Genomic DNA, 22,103 nt, shown 5'->3' with positions numbered 1-22,103 from the left:
GGTCAGACCCCGATCCCGTAGAAGCGCGCGGCCGTACCTCCGAGTACGGCCGCACGGTCGTTCCCGCCAAGGCCCGCGAGCAGCACGCCCGTCTCCCGCCACACCTTGGCGTAGTCTCCGGCGAGGATGGCCACCGGCCAGTCACTGCCGAACATCAGCCGGTCGGGGCCGAACACCTCGATCGCGTGGTCGACGTAGGGGCGGAGGTCCTCGGCGGTCCAGCTCTCGGCATCGGCGGCGGTGTTGAGGCCGGACACCTTGGCGTACACATTGGGATGCTCGGCGGCTCGGGCGATCAGCGACGCCCACGGCTCCCAGCCCTTCTCCCTGATCGGCGGCTTGGCCAGATGGTCGATGACCAGCCGCAGCCCGGGGACACGCTCGGCGAGGACCGGCACGTGCTCCAGATGCCTGGGCAGCACCGCGACCACGTCGAACGGCAGCCCCGCCGCCGCGAGGAGGCCCAGCCCCTCGACCACCGAGTCCTGGATCACCCAGTCGGGGTCGGGGTCGTCGTGGATGAGATGCCTGACCCCGGCGAACCTCGGGTGCCGCCCATAGCGCTCCAGCGCCTCGGCGGCCTCGTCCGGCCGGTTCAGCGGAACCCAGCCCACCACGGCGGCGATGAAGTCGTGGGCGTCCGCCTGCGCCAGCATCGCGTCGGTGTCGGCGTAGGTGTCGGCGGCCTGGACCAGCACGGTCCGCTCCACACCGGCGGCGGCGAGCTGACCGAGGAGCTCTTTGGGGGCGAAGGTGCGGTGGATCGGCCCCGCCTCCGGTGTCAACCAGGAGTAGGAACCCGTCTCCAGGTTCCAGAAGTGCTGGTGGGCATCGATGACGGCCATCCGCCGCTCCTTTTCGATCAGTCGTTTGAGTTTGCACAAACTAGGACGCTCCACCGGGGGTGTCAACGCCGCTGGATCCCTGGAGTTCGTCAGCGTGGCGGTGGCTGTACGAACTCCAGGGTGATCTCGTCCGGGTCCAGGAAATAGCAGGCGAACCCGCCCGCGTTGACCCCGGCGGTGATCTCGTTGGGCGGCGAGACGAAACGCACCCCCGCCGCCGACAGCCGCGCGTACTCGGCACGGGCGTCGGTGACGGTGAGCGCCAGGTGGGCGGCGCCCGGAAGGTGCCTGGCCGGGTCCCTGCCCTCGCCGCGCGGGCGAACATACTCGACGAGTTCCAGGTCGTGGCTGGAGACCCCGCGCGGCTGACCGGGTACGGCCAGTTGCGCGATGCGCAGCACGGCGTCGGGGTAGCCGACGAGGCTGCGGGTGTAGTCGTTGTCCTGGTCCTGCCGGTGCACGAGCGTGAAGCCGAGCAGATCGCGGTAGAAGGCCACGGACCTGTCAAGGTCGGCGACGGTGAAGGAGAAGTGCCAGACTCCCCTCATCGCAGAGCCCCCTGTCTTTCGGATTCACTGGGTTTCGAAGTGGTATCCACCGGTTTCGCCTGCGACTCCCGCACCCGGCGAACCTGGCGCTGCCGCCCGGCGATGGTGTAGATGGCCGCGGCCACGATGACCACGGTGCCGACGATCAGGCCCTGGTAGTTGGCGCCCAGGTTGAGCACGTTGAACCCGTTGTCCAGGGTGAACAGGATCAGCGCGCCGACGACGGACTTCAGCACGCTGCCGAGGCCGCCGAACAGCGAGGTGCCGCCGAGGATCGCGGCGGCGAGCACGGTGAGCTCGGTGCCCTGCAGGCCTGTCGGGTTGATGGCCAGCAGCTTGGCGGCGAACAGCACGCCGACGAAACCGGAGCCGAGGCCGTTGAGCACGAACGCGCCGATCTTGTAGCGGTCGACGTTGATGCCGGACAGGCGGGCGGCCTCGGCATTGCTGCCGACGGCGTACAGGCGGCGGCCGATCACGGTGTAGCGCAGCACGGCCCAGGTGATCGTGACGATCACGAGGAGATAGTACGTGGGCTTGCTCAGCCGCAACTCGAAGCCGAGGATTGGGCTGAGCGCGATCAGGACGGCACCGGCCGCCACCGCGACGCCACCGCGCAGCGGGCTGCCGCCGGACCTGCGTGCGAGCAGAACCAGCACCGCCCCGACGACCAGGACCACCGCTCCGGCGACGGCCAGGATGTGCGGGACCGTCCAGTATCCGGCCTGTAGCGCGATCAGCGCCCGCTGCGCGTCGGGGTCCTCGGCGGTGATCGTGCGGCCGTCGGTGAGGATGAGCACCAGGCCGCGTACGGCCGTCATGGTTCCCAGCGTCACGATGAAGGCGTTGATACCGACCCGCTGGACGATCAGCCCGTTGACCGCGCCACAGAGGAGCCCCGCGCCCAGTGCGATCGCCATCGCCATCGGCAGCCCGAGCGTGCTGACCACGCTGAGCACCGTCGCGGCCGAGAAGGCGGAGACCGAGGCGACGGAGAGGTCGAAGTTCCCGCTGATCAGGACCACCGTGGTGAACACGGCGAGGATGGCCACCAGCGACGACTGGTCCAGGATGTTGACGATGTTGGTCGGTGACAGGTAACTCGGCCGGCCCAGCTGGGCCGAGAGCAGCGTCAGCACGGCGACGATGAGCACGAAGGCGTAGACCACCCCGGCGTTGCCGGGCCGTAGCGCGGCGGTCAGCCGCGAGCGCCGCGCGGGCAGGGCCGCGGGGGTGCGGGGCGAGGTCTCAGGCGGCACCCTGCACACCTCCCTCACCGAATCCGTTGGCCAGCATCAGCAGTTCCTCCTCGGATGTCTCGTGTGCCGGTCGTTCGGCGACGATCCGGCCCTCGCGGACGACGAACACGCGGGTCGCCACCGCGAGGATCTCCTCGAACTCGCTGCTCACCATGAGCACGGCGCCGCCCCGGGCGGCGAACCCGCGGACGAGTTCGAGGATGTCGGCCTTGGCCCCGACATCGACTCCGGCGGTGGGCTCGTCGAGCATGAGGATCCGGGTCCCGCCGTGCAGCCACTTGCCGAAGACGACCTTCTGCGCGTTACCGCCGGACAGCTCGGTGACCATGGCCTCGGGTCCTGGGCAGACGATGCCGAGGTCCTCGATGACCCGGGCGGCACGCTCGGTCTCCGCGCCCTCACTCGGGATCACCCGGCCCAGGGCCAGGGACGGCAGGTCGGGCAGTGAGATGTTCTTCCAGATCGGGAAGGTGCCGATCAGGCCCTGTGCGTTACGGTCCTCGGGGACCAGGGCCATGCCGGCGGCGACGGCCGCGCGCGGGCCTCGCCGCACCTTCTCGCCGGCGACCCGCACCTCGCCGCGGGCGTGGGGGTCGGCGCCGTAGGCGGCGTGCAGAATCTCCGAGCGCCCGGAGCCGAGCAGGCCCGCGAAGCCGACGACCTCTCCCGGACGTACCTCGAAGGAGACGTCGCGTACGCCCGCAGGGGCGTTCAGCTCCCGCACGGCCAGCAACGCCGGTCCGGAGGTCTCGGCGGGCGGGGCCGTGCGACGCTCCACGGCGAGCAGGTCCCGGCCGACGATCGCCTGGACCAGCCGGTCCTCGTCGTAGACGTCCGTCTCCCCCTCCTCGACGACGGTCCCGTCCCGCAGGACGGTGACCCGGTCGGTGAGCGAGAGCACCTCGTCGAGGAAGTGCGAGACGTACAAGAACGCGGTGCCCTGGGCGCTGAGTCTCCTGACCACCTCGAAGACGACCTGCCGCTCGCCCTCGGCGAGCGAGGCGGTCGGCTCGTCCATGACGACGAGCTCGGCGCCGACGGCGAGCGCCTGGAGGATCGCCACCATCTGCCGCTCCCCGATGGCCAGGTCCATCACCTCGGCGTCGGGGTCGATCAGGTAGTTGACGCGTTCCAGCAGCCCGGCGAACTCCGCGCGGCGGGCGCGCGGCAGCCGCCACGGCCCGGGAGCGCCGAGGAAGACGTTCTCCAGCACGGTGAGCGACGGGGCGAGCGGTACGTGCTGCATGATCGTCGCGACACCCGCCTTCCTGGCGGATCCGGGGTCACGCCAGACGACCTCCTCGCCCTTCCAGCGCACGGTGCCCGTCGTCGGCGCGTGCACCCCGGCGATGACCTTGATCATCGTCGACTTGCCCGCGCCGTTGGCACCCACCAGACCGTGCACGCTTCCCGGCAGGATGTTCAGCCTCGCCCCCCGCAGTGCGACGGTGCCGTTGGGGAACGACTTGCCGACGCCCTCCAGGGAGAGCAGCGGGGCGGTCACCACTGCGGGGTGCAGTCGGCGACGTTGTCCTTCGTGATCGACGGGGTGTCGTAGGTCACGAAGGCGGCGTCCTGCCTCTGCTCACCGGTCAGGTGCTTGTAAAGGGTGGTCAGGGCGAGCTTGCCGAGGTCCTCGGGTTTGAAACAGACCGTGCCCACCACGTCGCCCGCGTTGATCGCGTCGATGCCGAGCTTGCTGCCCCCGATGCCGATGACCTTGGCCTCGGAGCCCGCGGCCTTGACCGCCTTGGAGCAGCCCACCGACATGTCGTCGGACTGGGCGTAGAAGAGCTGGACGCCGGGGTTTGACGCCAGCATGTTCTGGCACGCCGACTGGGCCTTGTCCTGCACCCAGTCGCCGGGCTGCCTGGCGACGACCTCGAACTTCGCCCCCTTCGCCTCGGAGGCGGCGGGGAAGTCCTGCCAGCGGTTGACGACCTCGGCGAAGCCCGCCGCGCCCTCGACGATGGCGATCTTGCCTCCGCCGGGTACGACCTGGGCGGCGATCTCTCCGGCCTTGCCACCGGCCGCGTACTCGTCCTGGGTGACCAGGGCGACCAGCCCGGGGTAGACGTCCTTGAGCTTGCGGGCCTTGGGGTCGCCGACCTGGGAGGCCACCGCGACCGTGGGAATGTTCGCGGCCTTCAGCCGGTCGGCGAGGCCCTGCGCGACACCGGAGTCGACCGGCAGCATCAGCACGCCGTCGGGCTGCTGGGCCATCAGGTCCTGGATGTCGTTGCTCTGCTTGTCGGCCTTGCCCTGCGCGTCCAGTTCGACGATCGTGACGCCGAGCTTGGCCGCCTCCTCCTTGATGCCCTTGCCGATCGCGGCGGGGAAGGGGAAGCTCAGCCCGAGATTGGAGACGCCGATCGTGTACTGCTTCTTCCCGCTCTCCGGCGCGGCCTCATCCGCAGCGGAGGAGCCGCCACAGGCGGTCGCACCGACCGCGAGGGCGGCCACCACGAGGAATGCCTTCTTCATTGTTTCTCCTGCTTGCAATAGGTCAAACGTTTGACTTGGCGACAATCCCCCGACAATGCTCCCGACGGTGCCCCACGGGCCGGTTCGTCATCGGGACCGCTATCGCGAACCGCCCAGGATGAGCGTTCGCAGCTCGTCCGCGATACGACGCGCGTCCGGGACGAGCTCCTGCGCCAGGACCGGCGCGGCGGGCATCCTGACATCCGGTGTGCCGACGCGGATCGGGGGTGCCTTCAGCGCCACCCCCGCGCCGGCCACCCGCGCGACGACCTCCGCGCCGAAGCCACCGGTGACGTTGGCCTCGTGGACCACCGCGAGCCTGCCCGTGCGGCGGGCGCTGCCGACCACCGCGCCGGTGTCGAACGGGTTGAGCCAGGGGGTCTCGACCACCTCGACCCCGAAGCCCTCCAGGGCCAGGGTCCTGGCGGCCTCCACAGCCCGCCAGGTCATGGCGCCCCAGGTGACGACGGTGGCGTCGGAGCCCTCGTGGCGGATCCGCGAGCCGCCCATCGGCAGAACCGGGCCACCGACGCGCACCTCCTCCTTCGCCCCGAAGTAGAGGGTCCTGTTCTCGACCACCAGAACGGGGTCGTCACTGTGCACCGCCGTGACCAGCAGGTCGTGGGCGTCCTGCGAGGTGGACGGCATGCACACCCGCAGCCCGGGAACGTGCAGAAAGAGCGCCTCCAGGCACTGGGAGTGCTGCGCGCACGCGCCCGGCCCGTTGCCCTGCTGGGTGCGGATCGTCAGCGGCGCCGCCAGGCGCCCGCCGGAGACGTAGCGGACGTTCGCCGCCTGGTTCACGATCTGGTCGAGCGCGACGAGCGAGAAGTCAGCCCACATGATCTCGACCACCGGGCGACGACCCATCATGGCCGCACCCACGGCGCTGCCGAGGATCGCCGACTCGCTGATCGGAGTGTCGAACGCACGGTCGCCGTACTGCTTGCGCAGGCCCCGCGTCACGCCGAAGACGCCGCCGGGTACGCCCACGTCCTCGCCATAGACGAGCGTCTCCGGCAACTCCTCCATCAGACGGTGCAGCGCCGCGTTGACGGCCTCTCCGTACGACAGTTTGCGGGTGGTCTCGGAAACGGTGCTCTCAGGCATAGAGGTGCTCCATCACGGTCGCGGGGTCGGCGAGCGGTGCGGCCAGCGCGGCCGCGGCGGCGGCCTCGGTCTCGGCCCTCGCGCGGCTCTCGACCGCGTCGATCTCGGCCGCGGGAACGCCGTCGGCGAGCAGGCCCTCACACAGCCGCGCGATCGGCTCCCTGCGCATGATCCGGTCCATCTCCCCAGGCCTGCGGTAGCTTTCCGCGTCACCGATGTAATGGCCGGAGATGCGCTCCGTCATGCACTCCAGCAGCGTCGGTCCGCCACCCTCGCGGGCGACCTCGACGGCGTCGCGCACATGGAAGCGGACCGCCTCGGCGTCGTTGCCGTCGACGCGATGGCCGGGCATGCCGTAGGCGGCGGCCCGGTCGGCCAGCCTGCCGCCGCGGACCATGTCGGCGATCGGGGTCAGCTCCGAGTAGCGGTTGTTCTCGCACACGAAGACCACCGGGAGGTCGAAGGCTGCGGCGAAGTTCATCGCCTCGTGCACCGCGCCCTGGTTCATCGCACCGTCGCCGAAGACGGTGACCGCCACCCGGCCGGAGCCGTCGAACCGGCCGGCGAGCGCCGCGCCGCAGGCGATCGGGGCGCCGGCGCCCACGATGGAGTTCTCACCGTGGAAGCCGTACTCGGCAGCGGTGAAGTAGGCGGAGCCGCCCCTCCCGCCGTTGACGCCGGTGGCCCGGCCCATCAGCTCCGCGAAGAGCGGCTCGGCGGGCACGCCCCTGGCGAGCGCCCAGCCGTGACCCCGGTAGGTCGCGAACAGCGCGTCCTCGGCTTCCAGGGCGTCGCAGGCGCCGACGGGGATCGCCTCCTGGCCGATGCACAGGTGCACCGAGCCGACGATCGGCCCTTCGAGCCGCAGGTCGCGCACCTTCTCCTCGAAGGCCCGGATCCGCCACATGGCCAGCAGGTCCGCGAGCCGTCGCTCACTCATCGTCGTTCTCCTCGGTTCGCCACGCCGCCAGCGCGGTCAGACAGATCGTCTCGGCATCGCCGAGGTAGGACTCGGGAGGCATCGGCAGCGGTCCCAGGCTCGCGAGATCACCGGGAGCGGCCAGTTCCCGCAGGGTCTCGGCGAGCGCGCGGCCGTGCGCCCGCGCCTCGTGGGCCGCCTGGTAGACCAGGTCGTGCGCCTGCTCCCGCCCCAGGGCGGGGGCGAGACGCATCATGTACGCCTCCGCCATGATCAGGCCACCCTCGGCATCGAGGTTGCTCCGCATCGCCTCGGGGAAGACCTGCAGCCCCCGGGCCACCTCCGCGGCCGTGGCCAACGCGCCCGCGGCGAGCTCGGCGAGCTGCGGCACCACGTACCACTCCACCTGCCACTCACCTGCGGCCCGCTCGTGTCCCGCCTCCATCGCCCGGAACAGCGCGGAGCTGAGCGCCCCCGCCGTACCGGACATCCCGATGATGGCCTCGCAGCCGATCGGGTTGGCCTTCTGCGGCATCGTGGAGGACGCGCCTCGGTGGTGACCGCCCGCCTCGCGAACCTCTCCGACCTCGGTCCTGGACAGGTCGACGATCTCGCGGGCGAACCTGGCGGCGGTCGCCGTGACACCCGCGCAGACGACTCCGAACTCTGCGACTCCGTCTCTGGCCACGTGCCAGGGCACGTCGGTAGGCACCAGCCCGAGCCGGGAGGCCATGCCTTTCCTGACCACGGCCGCCTGCTCGCCCATCGCGGCGGAGGTGCCACCGGCGCCGAACAGGGAGACGAGCGGGACCTGCCTCACGGCGGTACGCAGCCGCCGGCGCTGGCGGGTGACCTCGGCGAGCAGCACCGCCATCTTCGCGCCGAAGGTGGTGGGCACGGCCTGCTGGGCGTGGGTCCGCGCGGCCACGACGGTGCCCGCGTGCTCCTCGACCAGCTCGGCGAGCACTCCGCCGAAGGTGTCCAGCAGCGCGGTCAGGTGGTCCAGCGCCTCCTTCATCTGCAGCGAGAGGCCGCTGTCCATGATGTCCTGGGTGGTCGCCCCGTAGTGCACGCGACCGTTGGGCCCCTCGGGCAGCGCCGCGGCGATCATGCGCACCAGCGGGAGGATGGGATAGCCGACGTTGACGGCTTCCTGCCAGAGGCGCTCGATGTCGACGTTGGCCGGGACGCAGGCCCCGATGATGGCCTCGGCGTCGCTCTCGTCGATCACCCCCGCCTCGGCCTGTGCCTGGGCCAGCGCGGCCTCGACCCGCAGCCAGGAGAGCACTGTGCGCTCGGCGGAGAAGACATCGGCCATGCCCGCGTCGCCGAACAGCTTGGGCAGCAGTTTGAAGGTCTGCACGGTCAGTTCATCTCCAGTCCGCCGTCGACGTTGAGCGCCTGGCCGGTGACGAACGACGCGAGGTCGCTGGCGAGAAAGAGCACGGCGGAGGCCAGTTCGTCCGGGCGGCCGGGACGCCGGAGCGAGGAGCGGTCGCTGACCTCCTGGAGATACTGCGCGCCCGCGTCCGGGCCGAAGCGGGCGTCACGATCGGCGATGATCCCGTCCCACATGGGGGTGAGGAAGATCCCCGGGCAGACCGCGTTGACCCGCACCGGCGCGAAGGCCTCCGCGGCCGACTTCGTCAGCGACAGCAGCGCGGTCTTGGTCGCCGAGTAGTGGGCGGCGTTGGGCCGCCCCGAGCGGGCGGCGACGGAGGCGAGGGTCACGATGGACCCGCCGCCCTGCTCGACCATCCGGCGGCCGACGGCCTGGGTGATCCAGAAGGCGCCGTTGAGGTTGACGTCGACGACGCGTCGCCACTCCTCCGGCGACACCTCCAGCAGGGGTGTGGTGCGCATGATCCCCGCGCAGTTCACCAGGATGTCGATCCGGCCGATCCCCTCGGCCAGCGCCACCGCCTGGCCGGGATCGGTGAGGTCGGCGGCCCGCTCGCGCGCTCCGAGAGAGGCGGCGGCCTCGGTCAGCCGCGGCCCTGCGAGATCGGAGACGACGAGGTCGGCTCCCGCTTCGGCCAGCGCCTGGGCGCATCCGAAACCCAGGCCTCCCGCGGCACCGGTGACGAGCGCCGTGCGTCCCGTCAGGTCGATCGTGACAGCCATCCCCGAGGATCCCCTTTGGTTGGTCAAACGATTGACTGGGAATGTAGCAGGGGGCTCACAAAACGGACAAGAGGTCGGTCAATCGTTTTTATTAAGAAGTTTTTCTGGCGTTAACACATCCCGCAAGGCTTCCGCGAGCCGGTGTGGACCCGGAAGTCGCGGGCCTCACCTGGAGCGTTCCGGTACGGATACGGGCCGGTGCCGGACACTCGCTCCCCCGAGACAAGCGTCCGGCACCGGCCCATGCGCCCGCCGCGGGCCGCCGTCGCTACGCCGGGGTCAGGGCCGGGTCGTCCGTCCGCGAGGCGGGCGGCGGGGGCGGCGGGCCGTCGTCGCCGCGCTCGTCGTCGTCGAGGAGGGTCGTCTCGTCGAACGGCGCCCTGCCCGCCAGGACCTCGGTCGCGCGCTCCCGGTCGAACTCGCCCGTCCAGGTGCCGATCAGGACGGTGGCGACCGCGTTGCCGGCGAAGTTGGTCAGCGCCCGCGCCTCGGACATGAAGCGGTCGATGCCGACGATGAGGCCGACGCCGTCGACCAGGTCGGGGCGGTGGGACTGCAGGCCGCCCGCGAGGGTGGCCAGGCCCGCGCCGGTGACCCCGGCCGCGCCCTTCGACGCGATCATCATGAACACCAGCAGGGAGACCTGCTCGCCGAAGGCGAGCGGGGCGCCGGTGGCGCTCGCGACGAACAGCGTGGCCATGGTGAGGTAGATGGCCGTGCCGTCCAGGTTGAAGGAGTACCCGGTCGGCACGGTGATGCCGACGACGGGCTTGCTCACGCCGAGGTGCTCCATCTTGGCGATCAGGCGGGGCAGGGCCGACTCCGACGACGAGGTCGACAGGATCAGCAGGAACTCCCTGCTCAGATAGCGCAGCAGCGAGAACAGGCCGACCCGCGCCACCAGGAAGAGCATCGGGCCGAGGATGACGAACACGAAGAGCACGCAGGTCAGGTAGAAGGCGAGCATGATGACGCCGAGGCTCCTGAGCGCGTCCATGCCGGTGGCGCCGACGACCGCGGCTATCGCGCCGAAGGCGCCGACCGGGGCGGCCCACATGATCATGGCGAGGATCCGGAAGACGAGCCGCTGGATGTGGGTGATGCCGTTCAGGATGGGCTTGGCGCGCTCGCCCATCGCCTGCAGGGCGAACCCGGTGAGCAGCGCGACCAGGAGGGTCTGCAGCACCTGGCCCTCGGTGAACGCCGACACCAGCGTGGTCGGGATGATCCCGAGCAGGAACGACACCGTGTCGGTCTCGCCGCCCTTGGCCGCCTCGGCCTCGGCGGCCTTGCGCAGCTCGTCGGTGAGCTGCAGGCCCTGTCCGGGGTCGACCAGGTTGCCCACGAGCAGGCCGATGCCGAGCGCGACGGTCGACATGACGATGAAGTAGCCGAGCGCGAGGCCGCCGACCCTGCCGACCTTGGCGGCCTTGGTGACCGATCCGACGCCGAGCACGATGGTGCAGAAGATGATCGGGCTGATCATCATCTTGATCAGGGCGACGAAGCCGGTGCCGAGCGGCTTCAGCGCCACACCGACGTCGGGGGCCGCGAAGCCGATCGCGATACCGGCGACCACGGCGACGATGACGGCGATGTACAGGTAATGTGTTTTGTCTCGGGCCGCGCTCATGCGTGCTCCACGCGCTAGAGGAAAAATCCGGTCGAGCGACTATCTCCGGCCCTGTGATCTAAGTCACCATTGCGTACATTTCGTTCGTGAACTTGCGGAAACTTCCCAGACGCATCCGCGACTGGAGTCTGGCCCGGCAGATGCTGGCCCTCCAGATCGTCGTCGTAGGCGTCACCGTGACCGGTGGCGCGCTGCTGGCGTTCCTGCAGATGCGTGACCTGCTCGTCGAGGAGGCCACCGTCACCGCCAGGGCGGTGACCGTCAGCGTGGCCGACTCCCCCTCCGTCCTCGCCTCCCTGGGCGACTCCGCGGCCCTGCAGCCGTACGCGGAACGGGTGAGGCGGGAGACCGGGGTCGACTTCATCACGATCATGAGCCTCGACGGCGTGCGCTACACGCATCCCAACCCCGCCGAGATCGGCCGCCGCTTCCTCGGCAACACCGCGCCCGCCCTCGCCGGGCGGGTCTTCACCGAGACCTACACCGGCACCCTCGGCCCCTCGGTCCGCGCCGTCGCCCCGGTCCGCGACGCCGGCGGCGAGGTACGGGCCCTGGTCAGCGGGGGCATCACGATCAGCAAGATCAGTGTTAGGCTCCGCGGGCAGATCACCGGCGCCGTGCTGATCGGCCTGCTCGGCCTGTCCGTCGGCGGGGTGGGCACCTACCTGGTCGGGGCCCGGCTGCGCCGCCAGACGCACGGGATGGGCCCCGCCGAGCTGAGCCGGATGTACGAGTACCACGACGCGATCCTGCACGCCGTACGGGAAGGACTGCTGCTCGTCGACAACGCGGGCACGGTGACGCTCTGCAACGACGGGGCCAGGGAGCTCCTGGGCCTGTCAGGCGAGGTGAGCGGCAGGCACGTCACCAGGCTGGGCCTTCCCTCCTCGCTGGGCGAGCGGCTCTCGGCGACCGAGAACCGCACCGACGAGATCCACATGACCGGGGAGCGGACGCTGGTGGTGAACGTGGCGGTGGTCCGTTCCGGCAGCCGCTCGCTCGGCACCGTGATCACCCTTCGCGACCACACGGAACTGCAGTCCCTGAGCGGGCAGCTCAGCGCCGAGCGCGGCTTCGCCGACTCCCTGCGGGCCGCCGCGCACGAGTCGGCCAACCGCCTGCACACGGTCATCACCCTCGTCGAACTGGGCCGCGCCGAGCAGGCGGTCGCGTTCGCGACCGAGGAGATCAAGGCCGCGCAGCAGCTCACCGACCGGGTGGTGGGCGCCGTACGCGAACCCGTGCTCGCCGCGCTGCTGCTGGGCAAGAGCGCCGAGGCCGGGGAGCGGGGGGTGGAGTTGTCGATCACCCCGGACAGCGAGCTCGACGACCTCGGCCTGGACACCCGCGACCTGGTGACGATCGTCGGCAACCTGATAGACAACGCGGCGGACGCGGCCATGTCGGGCACCCGGCCCGCGCGGGTGGAGGTGCGGCTGCGCGCCGACGAGGCGACCTTCGTGATCAGCGTGGCGGACAGCGGGCCCGGCCTCGACCCGGCGACGGCGGGCGAGGCCTTCCGGCGGGGCTGGACCACCAAGGGCGACGGCCGCGGCCTCGGCCTCGCCATGGTCGGCCAGGCGGTCCGCCGCATGGGCGGGACGATCGAGGTCGGCGGCGCGGTCGAGCCGGACCTGGTGACAGAGCCGGGCCTGACCGTGCCGGGTCCGGCCGCGGGAGCCGTGGGGGCCGCTCGCGCGGTCGCGGGCGAGGCGGGTGCCGGACGGCCGGCGGAGAGCGGGGCGGGCGCGCTGTTCACCGTACGGCTGCCGTTGCGAGGGAAGGACACCTCATGATCTCGGTACTGGTCGTCGAGGACGAGGAGATCACCGCCGAGGCGAACCGGGTCTTCGTGGAGCGGGTGCCCGGCTTCCGGGTGGCGGGGGTGGTCAGGTCCGGCGGCGACGCGCTGCGCTTCCTGCGGCGGCAGCCCGTCGACCTGATCCTGCTCGACCTCTACCTGCCGGACATGCACGGGCTGGAGGTGTGCCGGGCGCTGCGGGCGGCGGGCGTGATGTCGGACGTCATCGCGGTCACCTCCGCGCGGGACCTGTCGGTGGTCAGGTCGGCCGTCTCCGTCGGCGTGGCCCAGTACCTGCTCAAACCGTTCACCTTCGCCTCGCTGAACGAGAAGCTCACCCGCTACGCCGAGTTCCGGTCGTCGGTGGAGGGCGCGCGGGAGGCGAGCGGTCAGGTCGAGGTGGACCGCGCGCTGGCGGCGCTGCGCGGCCCGGCGCAGAACCTCCTGCCGAAGGGGATGACTCAGGCCACCCTCGACGCCGTACTGGCGGAGCTGCGCAGGTCCCCCGGCGGCCTGTCGGCCCAGACCGCCGGGGCGGCGATCGGCGTCTCCCGGGTGACCGCCCGCCGCTATCTGGAGCATCTGACGGAGAGCGGGATCACACACCGGGTGCCCCAGTACGGTGGCCTCGGACGGCCCGAGTTGCTCTATCGGATCATTTGAGGCCCCGTCGGGGCACGGTGGTCCCGGAACTGGTAGGAAAAAGGCAGCCCGCCCTGCCACCCGCGGGCAAAGGAGCGCAGCATGGCCTTTTTCACGGTCTCATCGAGCCTGCTCGGAACGGTCTTCGTCGTCCGGGCGCTCGGAGAGCTCGACTATCAGCACTCCCCCGCCCTGCGCGCGGAGATGGACAAGGCGTGGGCCGCCGAGACGCCCTCCATGGTCGTGGCCGACGTCGCCGGCCTCACCTTCTGTGACTCCACCGGGGTCGCCGAGTTGATCCTGGCGCTCCGGCGGAGCCGCGCCCTGGGCATCCGGCTCGCCCTTGTCGGCGTACACGGCACCCTGGAGCGGATCCTCACCATCACCGGCCTGCGCGCCTCCTTCGAGGTCTTCACCTCTGTCGAGGAGGCGCTGCAGAAGACCTGATCAGCCGTTGCCCTGGTCCATCGGCACGCGGGGCGCGTCGATGATGACGTCCGAGAAGATGTCGACCATCAGGGCGATCACGCCGCCGATCGCGATGATCCCGGCCCCGACCCAGAAGAACGTCCAGTTGGGGCCGAGGCACAGGGCGACGCCCCCCACGGTGAACCCCAGCAGGATGACGATCACCGCGAGCCAAGACTTGGGGCTTCCCCCGTGACTTCCGGCCATGAGCCTTTCCTCTCCCTGTCCTCTGATTCTCCGCGAATCAGTGATGCGCGCCGTCCGCCGCCGCGATCACCCGTGTCAGCGACCGGTGGAGCTCCTGGAGCTCCTCCATGTTCATCCCCAGACGCCCGACGATCGCCGGCGGAACCTTCTCCGCCTCGCCCCGCAGCCTGTGACCCTCCGGTGTGAGCGAGACGGCCAGGACACGCTGGTCCTGGCTGTCACGCCGCCTCCGGATGTAGCCGACGGCCTCGAGACGCTTCAGCAGCGGGGACAGCGTACCGGGGTCGAGTCTCAGTAGCTTGCTCAGCTCCTTGACCGAGAGCGGTGCCCGCTCCCAGAGGGCGAGCATGACCAGATACTGGGGGTGGGTGAGTCCCATCGGCTCCAGCAGGGGCCGGTAGAGCCCGATGACGTTGCGCGAGGCGATCGCCAGGGCGAAACACACCTGACGGTCCAGGCTCAGGGGGTCGGCCATGTCACTCACGCGCGCCTCCAACCGACATAGTACGATAATTAGTACACAAACTATTATCGCCCCAACCGTCGGCGAGCAAAGGATCCCCATGTTTCACAGCAAGCCGATCGAGGAGCGGATCGCCGAGCGCGAGGCCAAGCGCTCCACGCTCAAGGAGGGCCGGCACTTCGAGCACGGCCCGGCGAAGTTCGTCTTCGTCTTCGTGATCGTCTTCGTGGTCGTCGGCCACCTGGCCGGCCTGCTGCTGATGATGGCCCTGGGCATGCACTGACGTGGCCGGACGGCGCACCCGCGGAGCTCGCGGCACGCGCCTGTCCCCGTCCTTCCCTCCGGAGTTCTCCCGAGCCTCCCCTCGGGCCCCTTCCCAGGACCCTCTCCCGAGGATCCCTCCGGGACTCTTTCCCGGGGCTTCCTCCAGGGGCTTCCTCTCAGAGCCGAAGCGGGGGGCCTGCACGCCGGAAGGGTCCGGATGAGAGGATGATGATCCTGTTGGTCGGGGTTGGACCGCCCGATAGATCAGGAGGTCTGTAATGTCTGACGTCACACCGGAGCCCGAAGGTTCCGAAAGTTCCGACGACGAGCTGAAGCGCAAGTTCCGCGAAGCACTGGAGCGCAAGAAGCTCGCCCAGGCGGACGCGGGCGCCGGGGGCAAGGGGAAGAACTCCTCGAAGATCCACGGTGCTCACGGCCCGGCTGCGGCCAAGCGCTCCTTCCGCCGCAAGAGCGGCGGCTGAGCCGTCTTTCGAACCAGGTCCGGACCGGGGCACCCGCCCACCCGGATCTCGGCCGCCCCGCTGGCCCCCGGCCAGCGGGCGGCACGCTCCCTCCGTCGACCTTCGTCTCCCGGCACCGAGATGATCCCGATCGCGGCGGAGGCGTCCCGCCTCCCCGTCGATCTCCGTCGTCTCCCGGCCCCCTTGGAAGCGTGCGGGGGTCTGCAATAGGCTGTGCACGTGCGTGATCTTGGTGAGGACCCCCGGCCGGCCCGAGGCGCGGTCAGCGAGGTCCACCGCGTGGACCGGAGCGCGACCCTGCACTACTCCCCCGACCTCGACGGGCTCGCCGACCCCGGCGAGATCGTCTGGGCCTGGGTCCCCTACGAGGAGGATCCGGACCGGGGCAAGGACCGGCCGCTGCTCGTCGTCGGCCGGCACGGGCGCAAGCTGCTCGCGCTGATGCTGTCCAGCCGGGCCGGCGGCGGCGACCCCGACGACTGGCTGGAGATCGGCCCCGGCCAGTGGGACCGGGAGAACCGGGTCTCCTACCTGCGCCTGGACCGGGTCTTCACCCTCGCCGAGGGTGACATCCGGCGCGAGGGCTCCGTCCTCGACGGCGCCCGCTTCGCCCGCGTGGCCGCCGTCCTCAAGCGCACCCACGGCTGGGCCGCCGACGGCTGAGCCCGCACCGCCCCACCGGCCCGCACCGGCCCGGCCCACACCGGCCGTACCGGCTCGGGGTGGCGTTCCGGCGAAGGCGCGGACTCGCGAGGACGTACGAGGCCGGAAGGTGACGTCCTGACGCGCGCTCCAGCGTGGAGGCGCCGGGCGCGAATCCGGTGGAAAACGGCGGGGTGAGCCAGCATCCTGGTGTCCCATGGACGACAGACGGCTCGTTCGAGTCTCCAAATATCTCTCCAAGCACCTCAGGCACCAGCCGGAACGCATCGGGCTGACCCTCGATCCACAGGGCTGGACGGACGTCGACGCCCTGCTGGAGGCCGCCGCGCGGCACGGTTTCGCGATCACCCGTGAGGAGCTCGCGCGGGTGGTCGCGGGCAACGACAAGCGGCGCTTCGTCGTCGAGGGCGGCCGGATCCGCGCCAACCAGGGCCACACGATCGACGTCGACCTGGGCCTCCTCCCGGCCGAGCCGCCCGAGTTCCTGTTCCACGGGACGGTGGGCTCGTACGTGGACGCCATCCGGGAGGAGGGCCTGCGGCCGATGGACCGGCACGCCGTCCACCTGTCCCCCGACCGGGAGACCGCGGCCCGGGTGGGCGCGCGCCGGGGCAGGCCCGTCGTGCTGGTCGTCCGCTCGGGGGAGATGCACCGGGCGGGTCACGAGTTCCAGGTCAGCGCCAACGGCGTCTGGCTGACCGCCCACGTGCCGGCCGCCCACATCTCGTTCCCCGGCTGAGGGACTCGGCCGCAGGACGACCTCACGGAACGCCCCCGGCACAACCCCCGCCCCTCCACGGTCCCTGCCCCCGTGGTCCCGCCCCCACCTCCGAGGCCCGGACCCCCGCCGGCCCCAGCCGGGGAATCCCCGGCCCCGCCATCCGCGCCGGGAGAATGCCGGGTCTCCGCCCCCGCCCCGGAGGACACAGGATTTCCAACGCATTCCAAAATCTGGGCCAACCGCAGGCCACTCCCACCCCACATCGCACCCCCGGGCAAGCACCTGGGGTTTTTTCATGTTCATGCTGGTTTGGTGGGAAGTCAACCCATTGACGTTCCAACACATACGGGTGTAAATAAAGCTGAAACAACATCGAAACGGTGGTGAATCAACAGCATGTACGCCGAGGAACGGCAACAGGAGATCCTGCGCCGGGCGCGGACCGTCGGACGGGTGGACGTGGTGACGCTGGCGGAGGAGTTCGCCGTCACCACGGAGACCATCCGCCGCGACCTGACCGCGCTGGAGCGCTCCGGGATGCTGCGGCGCGTGCACGGCGGTGCGATCCCGGTCGAGCGGCTGGGGTTCGAGCCCGAGCTGGCCGCCCGCGACGAGGTGATGATCGGAGAGAAGGAGCGCATCGCCAAGGCGGCGCTCGCCGAGCTCCCCGAGGACGGCGCGATCATCATCGACGCCGGCTCGACGACCGGCAGGCTGGTGCAGGCGCTCCCGGTCGACCGGGAGCTGACCGTGATCGTGAACTCCCCGCCGCTCGCGACGGCGATGGCCACCCGCCCCAACCTGACGGTGATCATGCTGGGCGGGCGGGTGCGCGGGCGGACCCTGGCCACCGTCGACGACTGGGCACTGCGCCCCCTCGCCGACCTGCACGTGGACGTGGCGTTCATGGCGGCCAACGGGTGCTCGGTGGCCAAGGGGCTGACCACTCCCGATCCGGCCGAGGCCGCCATCAAGCGGGCGATGATCGGCGCGGCGCAGCGGTGCGTGCTGCTCGCCGACCACACCAAGTTCGCCAACACCTACCTGGCGCGCTTCGCCTCGATCCAGGAGATCGACGTGGTGATCAGTGACACGGGGCTCGACACCGGGGTCGCGGCCGAGATGGCCGCCGCCGGTCCGGAGGTGGTCCGGGCGTGACCGTCCCCCCGCCCCCCGGCACCGACCTCTGCCCAGGCCCCGGCGCCGGTCCAGCTCCCGGCCCCGGCCCGGGTCCAGGTCCCGGTATCGGTGCCGGTCCCGGTCCCGGTCGTACGATCGAGGTGGTCCCGGCGTGATCGTCACCCTCACCCTCAACCCCAGCCTGGACCGCACGATCGAGATCGGGTCGCTGACCCGCGGGGCCGTCATCCGCGCCGCCGCCGCCCACCTCGACCCCGGTGGCAAGGGCGTCAACGTCTCCCGGGCGCTGCTGGCCAACCAGGTCCGCTCGTGCGCGGTCGTCCCCTTCGGCGGCGACGAGGGACGGCAGCTGGTGAGCCTGCTCTCGGCGGAGGGCATCGAGATGATCACCGTCCCGGTCGCCGGGACCACCCGGTCCAACGTCGCGCTGGCCGAGCCCGACGGCACGGTCACCAAGATCAACGAGCCGGGGACGGCCCTGTCACCGGCCGAGCTCGACACCATCGCCGAGGCCGTGCTCGGCGCGGCGAGCTCCGCGGACTGGGTGGTCGCCTCGGGCAGCCTCCCGCCCGAGGTGCCCGCCGACGTCTACGCCCGCCTGTGCGAGCGGTTCAGCGGGGCGGGCATCAACGTCGCGGTCGACACCAGCGGGCCCGCGCTCGTCGCGGCGCTCGCCGAGGCTCCCGCCCTGGTCAAGCCCAACCGGGAGGAGCTGGGCGAGGCCACCGGGATCGTCATCTCGTCCATGGGCGACGCCATCAAGGCCGCGGAGAACCTGCGGGCCCGGGGCGCGGGCGCCGTCCTGGCCAGCCTGGGCGCCGACGGCGCGATCCTGCTGCAGGACGACCAGATCTGGCACGGCCAGTGCCCGGTGGCCGAGCCGCGCAGCACCGTCGGCGCCGGTGACGCCATGCTCGCCGGGTTCCTCGCCGCCGGGGCGCGCGGCGAGAGCGCGCTGGTCGAGGCGCTGGCCTGGGCGACCGCCGCGGTCAGGCTGCCGGGAAGCCGGATGCCCTCCCCCCACCACATCCACCGTGACGACGTCCGCGTCACCAAAGCCGATCCTGCTCTGCCGCTGCGGTCCGGGGGCTGACAGCGGCGCAGAACCACCCCCCTGGCCGGCCTGTCGCCGGCCACCCCGGAAGGAGCAGCACACATGAGCGAGTACACCCCAACCGTCACAGGAACCGGGGCGAGAGCGAGCATTCAGCGTTTCGGCGGGTATCTCGCCGGAATGATCATGCCGAACATCGGCGCGTTCATCGCCTGGGGCCTGATCACCGCCCTGTTCATCCCCACCGGCTGGCTGCCCAACAAGGAGTTCGCCGTCCTGGTCGACCCGATCGTGAAGGTGCTGCTGCCTATCCTGATCGGCTACACCGGCGGGCGGATGGTCCACGGCCAGCGCGGCGCCGTGGTCGGCGCCGTCGCCACCATGGGTGTCGTCGCCGGCGCCGAGAGCCCGATGTTCCTCGGCGCGATGATCATAGGGCCGCTCACCGCGTACCTCCTGAAGCTGTTCGACGGGCTCGTCGCCGACCGGGTCAAGGCCGGCTTCGAGATGCTGGTGGACAACTTCAGCGCCGGCATCATCGGCGGCGCCATGGCCCTGGTGGGGGTCAAGGCCGTCGGCCCCATCGTCGCCGCGATCACCGACGTCGCGAGCGACGCGGTCGCCTGGCTGATCGGCAACAACCTGCTGCCGCTGGCCTCGGTCGTGATCGAGCCCGCCAAGGTGCTGTTCCTCAACAACGCCATCAACCACGGCGTGATGGGCCCGCTGGGCGTGGCGCAGGCGGCCGAGACGGGCAAGTCGATCCTGTTCATGCTGGAGTCGAACCCCGGCCCAGGGCTCGGCCTGCTCCTCGCCTTCATGTTCTTCGGCCCCCGCGCGCTGCGCCCCAGCACCCCCGCCGCGATCATCATCCAGTTCTTCGGCGGCATCCACGAGATCTACTTCCCGTACGTGCTCATGAAGCCCCGGCTGATCCTCGCGGTCATCGCCGGCGGCGCCACGGGCGTCCTGGTCTTCCTGCTGACCGGGGCCGGGCTGGTGGCCACGCCGTCGCCCGGCAGCATCTTCGCCTTCCTCGCCGTGACCCCCAGGGGCGGGTGGTTCGGCACCATCGCCGGCGTCCTCGCCGCGACCCTCGTCTCCTTCGCCGTCGCCTCGGCGCTCCTCGGGTTCGGCAGGGGTAAGGACGAGACGGAGGAGAACCCCGAGGAGCCCCCCACCCAGACCGAGACCGCACCCGTCGTCAAGGAGGCCTGACCGATGGCCAGCATCGAGAGCAAGGACATCCACAAGATCGTCGTGGCCTGCGACGCGGGCATGGGCAGCAGCGTCATGCTCGCCACCCAGCTCCGCAAGCAGCTGAAGGACCAGAACGTCCAGGTGGAGCACACCCCGGTGAACTCGATCCCCGCCGACGCCGACGTGGTGGTCTGCCACGCCGGCCTGGCGAACCGGGCCAGGGCCGGGGCCCCGGACAAGGTGCTGATCCCGTTCCAGGTCTTCATCGGGGACCCGGCGGTGACCAGGCTGGTCAGCACGATCAAGAGCGGCGGCACCGTCAATGCCTGAGACGGCGCCGCTGCCGCTGGACCCGCGCGCCATCCGGCTGACGGCCTCGGCCACCGACCGCGACGACGCGATCCGGCAGTGCGGGGAGGCCCTGCTCGCCGTCGGCGCGGTGGAGAGCGCCTACGTCGCCACCATGCTCGAACGGGAGCGCTCGATCTCCACCTACGTCGGCGAGGGGGTCGCCATCCCGCACGGCACCCTGGCCGCCAAGGACGCCGTCCGGCACGACGCCATCAGCGTCGTGCGCTTTCCCGGCGGCGTCGACTGGGACGGCGACCAGGTGACGGTGTGCATCGGCATCGCCGCCAAGGGCGACGGCCACGTACGGCTGCTCGCCGAACTCGCCCAGATCCTGATGGATCCCGACCAGGCCAGGACCCTTCGCGAGGCGACGGAGGTCGCCGAGGTGGTCCGGCTGCTGCAACCGAACGAAGAGGACAGAGCATCGTGAAGGTCGCCCGTTTCTACGCCCCTGGCGACATCCGCGTCGAGGAGGCGCCGGAGCCCGTCGCCGGACCAGGCGAGATCAAGATACGCGTGCGCAACTGCTCGACCTGCGGCACCGACGCGAAGATCCAGAAGCACGGCCACCACCACATCAAGCCGCCCAGGGTGATGGGGCACGAGATCGCCGGCGAGGTGGTCGAGGTCACCGAGGCGGGCGGGTGGGCCCCGGGTGACCGGGTGCAGGTGATCGCCGCGATCCCCTGCGGAAAGTGCGCGGAGTGCCGCCGGGGCCGGATGACCGTCTGCCCGAACCAGGAGTCGATGGGCTACCACTACGACGGCGGTTTCGCCGAGTACATGATCATCCCGGCGACGGTCCTCGCGGTCGACGGCGTCAACCGCATCCCGGACGAGATCGGCTTCGCCGAGGCGTCGGTGGCCGAGCCCCTGGCCTGCGTGCTCAACGGCCAGGAACTGGCCCGCGTGGGTGAGGGCGACGACGTGGTGATCATGGGCTCCGGCCCGATCGGCTGCCTGCACGTACGGCTGGCGCGGTCGCGGGGCGCGGCGCGGGTCTTCCTGGTCGACATCAACGCCGGGCGGCTGGAGATGGCCGCGAGGCTGGTCCACCCCGACGCGGTCGTCCACGGCGAGGACGTCGTCGAGCAGGTGCTCAAGCTGACCGACGGCAGGGGGGCCGACGTCGTCATCACCGCCGCCGCCTCCGGCGCGGCCCAGGAGCAGGCGCTGCGGATGGCGGCCCGCCAGGGGCGGATCAGCTTCTTCGGCGGCCTGCCCAAGGACAACCCGATCATCCGGTGCGACTCCAACCTGGTCCACTACCGGGAGCTGACCATCGTCGGCGCCAACGGGTCCAGCCCGGCGCACAACGCCCGGGCCCTGCGGCTGATCGCCGACGGCTCGGTGCCGGTCGCCGACCTCATCACGCACCGGCTGCCGCTCACGGAGGTCCTGGAGGGGATCGACATCGTCAGCAGGGGCGAGGCCATCAAGGTGACCATCGAGCCCTGACCGGCCCCGGTCCCCGGCCCCCTCCCGCCCGGCCCGGCGGGAGGGCCCGGTGCGCGGGCCCGGAAGACCCGCGGGCTCGGAACGAACGGTCCCGACGGGCCCGGAACGAGGTCCGAACGGGCCCGCGAAGGATCGCACGAGCCCGGACAGGTCCGGGCAGCTCGGGCAGCTCGGGCAGTCCGGGCAGGCCCGCTCCACGACTCCGCACGAAGCCCGCGTGAGCCCGTCGAACCCGCGCAGGCCCCCTCAAAGCTCGCACCACTCGCA

The 22,103-nt window shown here is 71.0% G+C and carries 25 protein-coding genes; 13 read left to right on the top strand and 12 right to left on the bottom strand.

What is annotated here, in order from left to right:
- Nucleotides 1–2: 2 nt before the first annotated feature.
- From ACFFRH_RS17895 to ACFFRH_RS17850, 10 genes are all read right to left on the bottom strand, one after another.
- On the bottom strand, nt 3–845 hold the full coding sequence (locus tag ACFFRH_RS17895; RefSeq protein WP_344744187.1) for an amidohydrolase family protein: 843 nt from the start codon (nt 843–845) through the stop codon (nt 3–5).
- 89 nt (nt 846–934) lie between these two features.
- Nucleotides 935–1,393: a VOC family protein gene (locus tag ACFFRH_RS17890; protein WP_386157835.1), complete on the bottom strand. Its 459-nt coding sequence runs from the start codon at nt 1,391–1,393 to the stop codon at nt 935–937.
- On the bottom strand, nt 1,390–2,652 hold the full coding sequence (locus ACFFRH_RS17885; protein WP_386157832.1) for an ABC transporter permease: 1,263 nt from the start codon (nt 2,650–2,652) through the stop codon (nt 1,390–1,392). Before ACFFRH_RS17885 ends, ACFFRH_RS17890 begins: the two co-directional genes overlap by 4 nt.
- Nucleotides 2,642–4,156 carry a sugar ABC transporter ATP-binding protein gene (locus ACFFRH_RS17880; RefSeq protein ID WP_386157829.1) on the bottom strand — a complete coding sequence of 505 codons (1,515 nt, stop codon included), beginning with the start codon at nt 4,154–4,156 and terminating at the stop codon, nt 2,642–2,644. Before ACFFRH_RS17880 ends, ACFFRH_RS17885 begins: the two co-directional genes overlap by 11 nt.
- Nucleotides 4,153–5,136 carry a sugar ABC transporter substrate-binding protein gene (locus tag ACFFRH_RS17875; protein WP_344744176.1) on the bottom strand — a complete coding sequence of 328 codons (984 nt, stop codon included), beginning with the start codon at nt 5,134–5,136 and terminating at the stop codon, nt 4,153–4,155. The genes ACFFRH_RS17880 and ACFFRH_RS17875 overlap by 4 nt, the downstream gene beginning before the upstream one ends.
- Before the next feature lie 99 nt (nt 5,137–5,235).
- Nucleotides 5,236–6,246 (bottom strand): alpha-ketoacid dehydrogenase subunit beta, encoded by a 1,011-nt coding sequence (locus tag ACFFRH_RS17870; protein ID WP_344744175.1) that lies wholly within the window; start codon nt 6,244–6,246, stop codon nt 5,236–5,238.
- On the bottom strand, nt 6,239–7,186 hold the full coding sequence (locus ACFFRH_RS17865) for a thiamine pyrophosphate-dependent dehydrogenase E1 component subunit alpha (RefSeq protein WP_344744174.1): 948 nt from the start codon (nt 7,184–7,186) through the stop codon (nt 6,239–6,241). Before ACFFRH_RS17865 ends, ACFFRH_RS17870 begins: the two co-directional genes overlap by 8 nt.
- A complete protein-coding gene (locus tag ACFFRH_RS17860) occupies nt 7,179–8,528 on the bottom strand; it encodes a class-II fumarase/aspartase family protein (protein WP_344744173.1) in 1,350 nt (449 codons plus the stop codon). Before ACFFRH_RS17860 ends, ACFFRH_RS17865 begins: the two co-directional genes overlap by 8 nt.
- Nucleotides 8,529–8,530: 2 nt before the next feature.
- Nucleotides 8,531–9,289: an SDR family NAD(P)-dependent oxidoreductase gene (locus ACFFRH_RS17855; protein WP_344744172.1), complete on the bottom strand. Its 759-nt coding sequence runs from the start codon at nt 9,287–9,289 to the stop codon at nt 8,531–8,533.
- A gap of 268 nt (nt 9,290–9,557) precedes the next feature.
- The gene (locus tag ACFFRH_RS17850) at nt 9,558–10,922 is read right to left on the bottom strand and encodes a cation:dicarboxylate symporter family transporter (protein WP_344744170.1); all 1,365 of its coding nucleotides are present in this window, start codon (nt 10,920–10,922) and stop codon (nt 9,558–9,560) included.
- Nucleotides 10,923–11,008: 86 nt separating this feature from the next.
- On the opposite strand from ACFFRH_RS17850, the gene ACFFRH_RS17845 reads away from it, so the two are divergent.
- The 3 genes from ACFFRH_RS17845 to ACFFRH_RS17835 all read left to right on the top strand — a co-directional run bounded on the left by ACFFRH_RS17845 (nt 11,009) and on the right by ACFFRH_RS17835 (nt 13,812).
- A complete protein-coding gene (locus ACFFRH_RS17845; RefSeq protein WP_344744169.1) occupies nt 11,009–12,718 on the top strand; it encodes a sensor histidine kinase in 1,710 nt (569 codons plus the stop codon).
- Nucleotides 12,715–13,386 (top strand): response regulator, encoded by a 672-nt coding sequence (locus ACFFRH_RS17840; RefSeq protein ID WP_344744168.1) that lies wholly within the window; start codon nt 12,715–12,717, stop codon nt 13,384–13,386. Before ACFFRH_RS17845 ends, ACFFRH_RS17840 begins: the two co-directional genes overlap by 4 nt.
- 81 nt (nt 13,387–13,467) lie before the next feature.
- On the top strand, nt 13,468–13,812 hold the full coding sequence (locus tag ACFFRH_RS17835) for an anti-sigma factor antagonist (protein WP_344744167.1): 345 nt from the start codon (nt 13,468–13,470) through the stop codon (nt 13,810–13,812).
- Here ACFFRH_RS17835 and ACFFRH_RS17830 read toward each other — a convergent pair whose 3' ends face one another.
- Nucleotides 13,813–14,040: an HGxxPAAW family protein gene (locus ACFFRH_RS17830; RefSeq protein WP_344744166.1), complete on the bottom strand. Its 228-nt coding sequence runs from the start codon at nt 14,038–14,040 to the stop codon at nt 13,813–13,815.
- Nucleotides 14,041–14,077: 37 nt separating this feature from the next.
- Entirely contained in the window at nt 14,078–14,524 is a 447-nt protein-coding gene (locus ACFFRH_RS17825) for a MarR family winged helix-turn-helix transcriptional regulator (protein ID WP_386157820.1), read from the bottom strand.
- A 79-nt stretch (nt 14,525–14,603) separates the two neighbouring features.
- Here ACFFRH_RS17825 and ACFFRH_RS17820 point away from each other — a divergent pair, with 79 nt between their 5' ends.
- From ACFFRH_RS17820 to ACFFRH_RS17775, 10 genes are all read left to right on the top strand, one after another.
- Complete coding sequence (locus tag ACFFRH_RS17820) at nt 14,604–14,786, top strand: hypothetical protein (protein WP_344744165.1); 183 nt, start codon at nt 14,604–14,606, stop codon at nt 14,784–14,786.
- 259 nt (nt 14,787–15,045) lie between these two features.
- Entirely contained in the window at nt 15,046–15,249 is a 204-nt protein-coding gene (locus ACFFRH_RS17815) for a DUF5302 domain-containing protein (protein ID WP_329079480.1), read from the top strand.
- A gap of 219 nt (nt 15,250–15,468) precedes the next feature.
- Nucleotides 15,469–15,912 carry a type II toxin-antitoxin system PemK/MazF family toxin gene (locus ACFFRH_RS17810; protein WP_344744164.1) on the top strand — a complete coding sequence of 148 codons (444 nt, stop codon included), beginning with the start codon at nt 15,469–15,471 and terminating at the stop codon, nt 15,910–15,912.
- A 196-nt stretch (nt 15,913–16,108) separates the two neighbouring features.
- A complete protein-coding gene (locus tag ACFFRH_RS17805; protein WP_344744162.1) occupies nt 16,109–16,651 on the top strand; it encodes an RNA 2'-phosphotransferase in 543 nt (180 codons plus the stop codon).
- A gap of 378 nt (nt 16,652–17,029) precedes the next feature.
- The gene (locus ACFFRH_RS17800) at nt 17,030–17,791 is read left to right on the top strand and encodes a DeoR/GlpR family DNA-binding transcription regulator (RefSeq protein WP_344744161.1); all 762 of its coding nucleotides are present in this window, start codon (nt 17,030–17,032) and stop codon (nt 17,789–17,791) included.
- 133 nt (nt 17,792–17,924) lie between these two features.
- Nucleotides 17,925–18,866: a 1-phosphofructokinase gene (gene pfkB, locus ACFFRH_RS17795; protein WP_344744160.1), complete on the top strand. Its 942-nt coding sequence runs from the start codon at nt 17,925–17,927 to the stop codon at nt 18,864–18,866.
- Nucleotides 18,867–18,929: 63 nt separating this feature from the next.
- Nucleotides 18,930–20,045: a mannitol-specific PTS transporter subunit IIC gene (gene mtlA / locus ACFFRH_RS17790; RefSeq protein WP_344744159.1), complete on the top strand. Its 1,116-nt coding sequence runs from the start codon at nt 18,930–18,932 to the stop codon at nt 20,043–20,045.
- Between the two features lie 3 nt (nt 20,046–20,048).
- Nucleotides 20,049–20,357: a PTS sugar transporter subunit IIBC family protein gene (locus tag ACFFRH_RS17785; RefSeq protein ID WP_344744158.1), complete on the top strand. Its 309-nt coding sequence runs from the start codon at nt 20,049–20,051 to the stop codon at nt 20,355–20,357.
- The gene (locus tag ACFFRH_RS17780; protein ID WP_344744157.1) at nt 20,350–20,808 is read left to right on the top strand and encodes a PTS mannitol transporter subunit IIA; all 459 of its coding nucleotides are present in this window, start codon (nt 20,350–20,352) and stop codon (nt 20,806–20,808) included. Before ACFFRH_RS17785 ends, ACFFRH_RS17780 begins: the two co-directional genes overlap by 8 nt.
- Nucleotides 20,805–21,836: a zinc-dependent dehydrogenase gene (locus tag ACFFRH_RS17775; protein WP_344744156.1), complete on the top strand. Its 1,032-nt coding sequence runs from the start codon at nt 20,805–20,807 to the stop codon at nt 21,834–21,836. Before ACFFRH_RS17780 ends, ACFFRH_RS17775 begins: the two co-directional genes overlap by 4 nt.
- Nucleotides 21,837–22,103 lie beyond the last annotated feature (267 nt).

It is taken from the genome of Streptosporangium vulgare, from assembly GCF_042428775.1.
Taxonomy (GTDB): Bacteria; Actinomycetota; Actinomycetes; order Streptosporangiales; family Streptosporangiaceae; genus Streptosporangium; species Streptosporangium vulgare.
Note: the sequence above shows the minus strand (reverse complement) of the source record. Positions and strands in the feature narration are given on the sequence as shown.

Bases quoted from the DNA above. Each gene is read 5' to 3' on its own strand.
- ACFFRH_RS17830 (WP_344744166.1), bottom strand. From the start codon at position 14,040: ATGGCCGGAAGTCACGGGGGAAGCCCCAAGTCTTGGCTCGCGGTGATC.
- ACFFRH_RS17870 (WP_344744175.1), bottom strand. From the start codon at position 6,246: ATGCCTGAGAGCACCGTTTCCGAGACCACCCGCAAACTGTCGTACGGA.
- ACFFRH_RS17865 (WP_344744174.1), bottom strand. From the start codon at position 7,186: ATGAGTGAGCGACGGCTCGCGGACCTGCTGGCCATGTGGCGGATCCGG.
- ACFFRH_RS17835 (WP_344744167.1), top strand. From the start codon at position 13,468: ATGGCCTTTTTCACGGTCTCATCGAGCCTGCTCGGAACGGTCTTCGTC.
- ACFFRH_RS17805 (WP_344744162.1), top strand. From the start codon at position 16,109: ATGGACGACAGACGGCTCGTTCGAGTCTCCAAATATCTCTCCAAGCAC.
- ACFFRH_RS17815 (WP_329079480.1), top strand. From the start codon at position 15,046: ATGTCTGACGTCACACCGGAGCCCGAAGGTTCCGAAAGTTCCGACGAC.
- ACFFRH_RS17785 (WP_344744158.1), top strand. From the start codon at position 20,049: ATGGCCAGCATCGAGAGCAAGGACATCCACAAGATCGTCGTGGCCTGC.
- ACFFRH_RS17855 (WP_344744172.1), bottom strand. From the start codon at position 9,289: ATGGCTGTCACGATCGACCTGACGGGACGCACGGCGCTCGTCACCGGT.
- ACFFRH_RS17850 (WP_344744170.1), bottom strand. From the start codon at position 10,922: ATGAGCGCGGCCCGAGACAAAACACATTACCTGTACATCGCCGTCATC.
- mtlA (WP_344744159.1), top strand. From the start codon at position 18,930: ATGAGCGAGTACACCCCAACCGTCACAGGAACCGGGGCGAGAGCGAGC.
- ACFFRH_RS17820 (WP_344744165.1), top strand. From the start codon at position 14,604: ATGTTTCACAGCAAGCCGATCGAGGAGCGGATCGCCGAGCGCGAGGCC.
- ACFFRH_RS17895 (WP_344744187.1), bottom strand. From the start codon at position 845: ATGGCCGTCATCGATGCCCACCAGCACTTCTGGAACCTGGAGACGGGT.
- ACFFRH_RS17875 (WP_344744176.1), bottom strand. From the start codon at position 5,136: ATGAAGAAGGCATTCCTCGTGGTGGCCGCCCTCGCGGTCGGTGCGACC.
- ACFFRH_RS17780 (WP_344744157.1), top strand. From the start codon at position 20,350: ATGCCTGAGACGGCGCCGCTGCCGCTGGACCCGCGCGCCATCCGGCTG.
- ACFFRH_RS17840 (WP_344744168.1), top strand. From the start codon at position 12,715: ATGATCTCGGTACTGGTCGTCGAGGACGAGGAGATCACCGCCGAGGCG.
- ACFFRH_RS17890 (WP_386157835.1), bottom strand. From the start codon at position 1,393: ATGAGGGGAGTCTGGCACTTCTCCTTCACCGTCGCCGACCTTGACAGG.
- ACFFRH_RS17800 (WP_344744161.1), top strand. From the start codon at position 17,030: ATGTACGCCGAGGAACGGCAACAGGAGATCCTGCGCCGGGCGCGGACC.